The 7,066-nt window shown below is 75.7% G+C and carries 1 protein-coding gene; it reads right to left on the reverse strand.

The window, feature by feature from the left end; translation table 11 throughout:
* Window positions 1-7,066: beta-ketoacyl synthase N-terminal-like domain-containing protein (locus tag ABD317_RS31600; RefSeq protein ID WP_425582485.1), on the reverse strand; the 7,066-nt coding region annotated here is incomplete at both ends.

Consider the following 7,066-nt stretch of genomic DNA (forward strand, 5'->3'; position numbering starts at 1 on the left):
GTCTCGTCGTCGTCGAGCGCCTGCTGCAGCTCGGCGAGCCCCGCCGCGGTCGGCAGCCCGCCCAGCCCGCGGCGCGCCAGCTGCGCCCGTCGGTCGGTGACCACGGCGCCGTCCGGCACGTCGACCGATACGTCCGCCCACGGCCCCCAGGCGATCGACGTGGCCGGGAGCCCGGCCGCGCGCCGGGCGTGCGCGAGCGCGTCGAGGTAGGCGACGCCCGCGGCGTGCGCGCCCTGGCCCGCGCTGCCCCACACGCCGGCGACGGAGGAGAAGAGGACGAAGGCGTCGAGGTCCGGGGCGAGTTCGCGGGTCAGCTCATGGAGCAGCCGGGCCCCTTCGGCGCGTACGGACAGGACGTCGGCGAGGCCGTCGGGGGTCAGGTCGGCGAGCGGGGACCAGGTGTCGGCCTCGGCGGTGTGGAGGACGGTGGCGAGCGGCCGGTCGGGCGGCACGGAGGCGAGGAGGGCGCGTACGGCGTCGCGGTCGCCGAGGTCGGTGCCGGTCACGGTGACGGAGCCGGCGCCGAGTTCCGTGAGTTCGGCGGTGAGCCGGCCGGTGTCCGGCGCGGTGTCAGGGTGGTGGGTGAGGAGGAGGTGGTCGGCTCCGGCGCGGGCGAGGTGGCGGGCGACGAGCAGGCCCATGCCGGTCGTGCCGCCGGTGACGAGGGAGGTGCGGCGGTAGTCGTACGTGCCGGGGGGTGGCCCGGCGTGCGGGGCGCGGGTGAGGCGGGGGACGTACGCGGCGTCGTCGCGGACGGCGAGCTGGGTCTCGGGGAGCGGGCGGGCGGTCGCGAGGTGCCGGACGAGGCGGGCGTAGTGGTCGGGCCCGGGCGCCCGGGGCAGGTCGACGAGTCCGCCGAAGCGCTCGGGGTGTTCGAGCGCGGCGACCCGGCCGAGGCCCCAGACGGCGGCGTGGTCGGGGTCGGGGGGCGGGTCGTGGGGGGAGGCGGGGACGGCGCGGGTGGTGAGGGTCCAGAGGGGGGCGGGCTGCGGGCGATGGAGGAGGCGGAGGGTGGCGGCGGGGTCGGGGTCGAGGTTGAGGACGCCGGCGAGGTCCGCGGGGTGGTCGGGGTCGGTGGTGGTCGACGCGCCGGCCTTTTCGAGGGCGGCGACGAGGTCGGGGGGCGGCGGCGTGCCGGCGGGGGTGGCGAGGAGCCAGGTGCCGGTCAGGGTGGGCGAGGGGGTGCCGGGGAGGTCGTCGGGGTGCCAGGCGAGGGTGTAGCGCCAGGAGTCGAGGGCGGCGCGGGTGGTGGGCGCCTCGGGTGGGGCGAGCCAGTGGTGCTGGCGCTGGAAGGGGTAGGTGGGGAGGTCGGTGAGGGGGGCGTCGGGGAGGAGGGAGGGCCAGTGGGGGGTGGTGGCGTGGTGGGTGTGGAGGGTGGCGAGGGCGGTGAGGAGGGTGTGGCGCTGGTCGCGGGAACGGCGCTGGAGGGGGACGGCGAGGTGGTCGGTGCCGTCGAGGCATTCGGTGGCGAGGGTGGTGAGGGCGGCGTCCGGGCCGGTTTCGACGTACGTGGTCACGCCCGCGGCGCGCAGGGCGTCGACGGCGTCCGAGAAGCGGACGGGCTCACGGACCTGACGGACCCAGTACTCCGGGTCCACGAGACGGTCGGCATCTGCGGCGAGAGGAATCCGCGGCGGGTGGAAGGTGAGAGTCCGTACAACCTCGCGGAACGGATCCAGCATCCCGTCCATGTGCGGCGAGTGGAACGCATGGCTGACGTGCAGCTCACGTGAACGGAATTGCTCGGCCAGGGCACGGGCTTCGGCCGCGTCGCCCGAGATGACGGTGCTGGTCGGGCTGTTGAGGGCCGCGATCGTCACACCCTCGGTGAGCAGCGGGGCAACTCCTTCCTCGCTGGCTTGCAGCGAGATCATCACGCCGGTCGCGGGCATCTCCTGCATCAGACGAGCCCGGGTGGCGACCAGCAGCGCGGCGTCCGCGAGGTCGAGAACACCCGCGCAGTGCGCGGCGGCGACCTCCCCCACCGAATGACCCGCCAGGAAGTCCGGCGTCACACCCCAGTGCTCCAGAAGCCGGAAGAGGGCCACTTCGAGCGCGAAAAGGGCCGGCTGCGCATACCGCGTCTGGTTCAACACCTCGGCCTCCGCGGCGAACATCACCTCACGCAACGGACGGTCCAGGTGGGTGTCGATCGCCTGCGTGACCTCGTCCAACGCCTCCGCGAAGACCGGGAACCCCTCGTACAGCTCCCGCCCCATCCCCGGGAACTGACTGCCCTGCCCCGTAAAGAGGCAGGCCAGCTTGCCCGCCGCGGGCACAGCGTCCGGACCGGCGACCAGGTTGGGATGCGACCCGCCCGCGGCCAGGGCCGCCAGGGCGGCCCGATCGGCGTCCAGCACCACCGCGCGCTGCCGGTGCCCCGCCCGGGACACCGCCAGCGTGTACGCGACATCGGCGGAGTGGAGATCCGGCTCGCCGTCCAGGTGGCGTACGAGGTCGGCGGCCTGCGCCGCCAGCGCGCCCGGCGTCTTCGCCGACAGCGGCCACAGCAGCGCCCGGGGGCGTGCCGGCGCCCGGTCCTCCCGGGCGGCCGGGGCCTCTTCCAGGATCACGTGTGCGTTCGTACCGCTGATGCCGAACGACGAGACCGCCGCCCGGCGCGGCCGGTCGGCCTCCGGCCACGGGCGGGGCTCGGTCAGGAGACGTACCGCGCCCGACTCCCAGTCCACGTGCGGCGTCGGCTCGTCCGCGTGCAGCGTGGCGGGCAGTTCGCCGTGGCGCATGGCCTCGACCATCTTGATGATCCCCGCGACGCCCGCCGCCGCCTGCGCATGGCCGATGTTGGACTTGATCGAGCCGAGCCACAGCGGCCGGTCCTCCGGGCGCTCCCGCCCGTACGTCGACAGCAGGGCCTCCGCCTCGATGGGGTCGCCCAGTTCCGTGCCGGTGCCGTGGGCCTCGACCGCGTCCACGTCCCCGGGCGTGAGCCGGGCGTTCTCCAGCGCCGTACGGATGACGCGCTGCTGCGACGGCCCGTTCGGCGCCGTCAGGCCGTTGCTCGCGCCGTCCTGGTTCACCGCCGTACCGCGCACCACCGCCAGCACCCGGTGCCCGTTCGCCCGCGCCACCGACAGCCGCTCGACCACGAGGACACCGACGCCCTCGGCCCACCCCGTGCCGTCCGCACCCGCCGCAAACGACTTGCACCGGCCGTCCGGCGCCAGCCCCCGCTGCCGGCTGAACTCCACGAACGTCCCCGGGCTCGCCATCACCGTCACGCCACCCGCCAGCGCCATGTCGCACTCACCCGTACGGAGCGACTGCGCCGCCAGATGCAACGCCACCAGTGAAGACGAACACGCCGTGTCCACCGTCACCGCAGGACCCTCCAGGCCGAACGTGTACGCCACCCGGCCCGACGCCACGCTGCCGGTGTTGCCGGTGCCCACGTAGCCCGCGACCTCGTCCGGCAGCTCCGGGAGCCAGGCGGCGTAGTCGTGGTACATGAGGCCCGTGAACACACCGGTCGCACTGCCGCGTACCGCCGCCGGGTCGAGTCCGGCCCGTTCGAACGCCTCCCAGCTCGTCTCCAGCAGCAACCGCTGCTGCGGATCCATCGCCAGCGCCTCGCGCGGCGAGATGCCGAAGAAGTCCGCGTCGAAGTCGCCCGCGTCGTGCAGGAATCCGCCGTGCCGCGCGTAGCTGGTGCCCGGGTGGTCGGGGTCGGGGTGGAAGAGGGTGTGCAGGGCCCAGCCGCGGTTGGCGGGGAAGCCGCTGACCGCGTCCCGGCCGGTGGCGACGAGCTGCCACAGGTCGTCCGGGGAGGCGACGCCGCCGGGGTAGCGGCAGGCCATGCCGACGATGGCGAGGGGTTCGTTCTCGACGGGGGCGGGCGGCGGTGGTGCGGGGGCGGATGCGGTACGGGTGCCGAGGAGCACGGTGCCTAGATGGTCGGCGAGGGCCCGCGGGTCCGGGTAGTCGAAGATCAGGGTGGCGGGGAGGCGGCGGCCGACGGCGTCGGCGAGGCGGTTGCGCAGCTGGACGGCGGTCAGGGAGTCGAAGCCGAGGTCCTTGAAGCCGCGGGTGGGCTCGATCGGGGTGTGGGGCGGGTGGCCGAGGACGGTCGCGACCTCGCCGGACACGAGGTCGACCAGGGCTTGCCGGCGTTCCTTCGCGTCGAGTCCGGCGAGCCGGTCGGCGAGGGGTGTGTCGCCCGGCGTGCGGGAGGCGCGGCGCGGGGCGGCGGGGGCGGGGACGAGGGTGCGCAGCGGCGGGGGCAGCGTCGCGTCGGCGGCGCGGGCGCGGAGTGCGGCGGGGTCGAACCGTACGGCGGCGAGGGCGGGCGCCGTGCCGGTGGTCGCGGCGTCGAAGAGGGCGAGGGCCTGGGGTGTCTCCAACCGCAGCAGACCGCTGCGGGCCATCCGCGCGAGGTCCGCCGCCGTCAGGTGGGCGGTGAGGGCGCTGGTCTCCGCCCACAGGCCCCAGCCGATGGAGCGGGTACGCGGCCGATGGTGGGCCAGCGCGTCGAGGAAGGCGTTGGCGGCGGCGTAGTTCGCCTGGCCGGGGGTGGCGAGGGTGGCGGTGGTGGAGGAGAAGAGGACGAAGGCCGGAGGGTCGGGCAGGTGGGCGGTGGCGCGGTGGAGGTGCAGGGCCGCGTCGACCTTCGGGGCGAGGACGGCGCGCAGGCGGTCCTCCGTGAGGCCGGTGATCGGGGCGTCGTCGAGGACCCCGGCGGTGTGGACGACGGCGCGGAGGGGGTGGCCGGGGTCGAGGGCGTCGATCAGCGCGCGGGTGGCGCCGGGGTCGGTCAGGTCGCAGGCGGTGACGGTGACGGTGGCGCCGAGAGCGGTGAGGTCGTCGCGGAGCCGGGCGGCGTGGGGGGCGCGGTCGCCCCGGCGGGAGACGAGGTGGAGGTGGCGGACGCGGTGGTGGGCGACGAGGTGGCGGGCGACGAGGCCGGCCAGGGTGCCGGTGCCGGTGACGAGGACGGTGCCGTCCGGGTCGGCGGTCCAGAGGGCCGGGGCGGGCTCCGGGTTCGCGTGGTGGCGGGTCAGGCGGGGGGCGCAGAGGCGGCCGTTGCGCAACGCCACCTGCGGTTCGCCGGCGGCCAGCGCCGCCGCGGCGAGGGCGGGGTCCGGGACCGCGTCGAGGTCCAGCAGGACGAACCGGCCCGGGTGCTCCGACTCCGCCACCCGTACGAGCGCCTGCACCGGCGCCCGTACCAGCTCCGGCACCTCGTCCCCGGCCGTCACCAGCACGAGCCGCGCGTCCGCGAGACGGTCCTCCGCCACCCAGGCCCGGACGAGGGACAGGGCCTCCGCGCAGGCCGCGTGGATCGTCTCCGCCGCCTCGGGGTCACGGTCGCGGGCGGGGGCGAGGGGGGTGAAGACGGCGTCCGGGAGTTCGAGGGCGCCCGTGGTGACGGCGGCGGCCAGCTCGGCGGGGCCGGCGAGTACGGGTCCGTCGAAGCCGGCCCAGGGCGCGGTGCCCAGGGCCGCCCAACGGCCCGTTTCCGTACGCGGGACGTCGGGCAGCGGCACCCACTCCGTGCGGAACAGCATGTCGCGGTCCTGCGGCGCGGCGCCGGCATCGGCGGTGTCGGGCGCGGTCGCCCGCAGCGTCAGGCGGTCCACGGAGACCACCGCCTGCCCGGCCGGGTCGGCGGCGTGCAGGGTGACGGTGTCGGGTCCGGCGGGCATGATCCGTACGCGCAGGGTGGTGGCGCCGGTGGCGTGGAGGCGGACGCCCGACCAGGCGAACGGGAGGCGTACCGCCGCGTCGTGTGCGTCGGCCCCGGTGTCGTCAGCGGCGAGGGCGAGGGCGTGCAGGGCGGCGTCGAAGAGGGCCGGGTGGAGGCCGAAGGCGTCGGCGTCGGCGAAGGCGTCGTCGGGCAGGGCGACTTCGGCGTAGAGGTCGTCGCCGTCGGGCGCCCGCCAAAGGCGGCGGAGGCCGCGGAAGGTGGGCCCGTAGTGGTAGCCGCGCTCGGCGAGCGCTTCGTAGGCGCCGGTCAGGTGGAGGGCGTGGGTGCCGGGCGGCGGCCAGGCGGTGTCGGCGGGGGGCTCGGAGCGGGGCTCGGGGGTGGGGAGGACGGTCCCTTCGGCGTGGCGGGTCCACGGTGGGGCGTCGGGGTCGCCGGCGGGGCGGGAGTGGACGCTGACGGGCCGGCGGTCGTCGGCGTCGGCCGCGCCCACGGCGACCTGGATGTCGAGCGCGCCGGTCGCCGGGACGCGGAGGGGGACGGCGAGGGTCAGCTCCTCGACGTGGCCGCCGCCGAGCTGCTGGGCGGCGTGCAGCGCCAGCTCGACCAGCGCGGTGCCGGGGAGGAGGACGGCGCCGGAGACGGCGTGGTCGGCGAGCCAGGGGTGGGTGTGGAAGGAGAGGCGGCCGGTGAGGACGAGGCCGTCGGCGGTGGCGTCGGCGAGTTCGACGACGGCACCGAGGAGGGGGTGGTCGGTGGTGCCGAGGCCGGCGTGGGTGACGTCGGCGGGGGTGGCGGCGGGGGCGAGCCAGTGGTGCCGGTGCTGGAAGGGGTAGGTGGGGAGGTCGGTGAGGGAGGCGTCGGGGAGGAGGGCGGACCAGTCGGGGGTGGTGGCGTGGTGAGTGTGAAGGGTGGCGAGGGCGGAGAGGAGGGTGTGGCGCTGATCGCGGGAACGGCGCTGAAGGGGGACGGTCAGGCTCGGGGTGTCGGCGAGGCATTCGGCGGCCAGGGTGGTCAGCGCGGCGTCCGGGCCGGTTTCTACGTACGTCGTCACGCCCGCGACGCGCAGGGCGTCGACAGCGTCGGAGAAGCGGACGGGCTCGCGGACCTGACGGACCCAGTACTCGGGGTCCACGAGACGGTCGGCGTCTGCGGCCAGCGGGATGCGCGGCGGGTGGAACGTCAGCGTGCGGACGACCTCGCGGAACGGATCCAGCATCCCGTCCATGTGCGGCGAGTGGAACGCATGACTGACGTGCAACTCACGCGAACGGAACCCCTCCGCCACCGCACGCGCGGCGTCGGCATCACCCGAGATGACCGTGCTGGTCCGGCTGTTGAGAGCCGCGATCGTCACACCCTCGGTGAGCAGCGGGGCAACTTCTTCCTCAGAAGCTTGCAGCGAGA

The organism is Streptomyces synnematoformans, from assembly GCF_039531005.1.
Lineage (GTDB): Bacteria > Actinomycetota > Actinomycetes > Streptomycetales > Streptomycetaceae > Streptomyces > Streptomyces synnematoformans.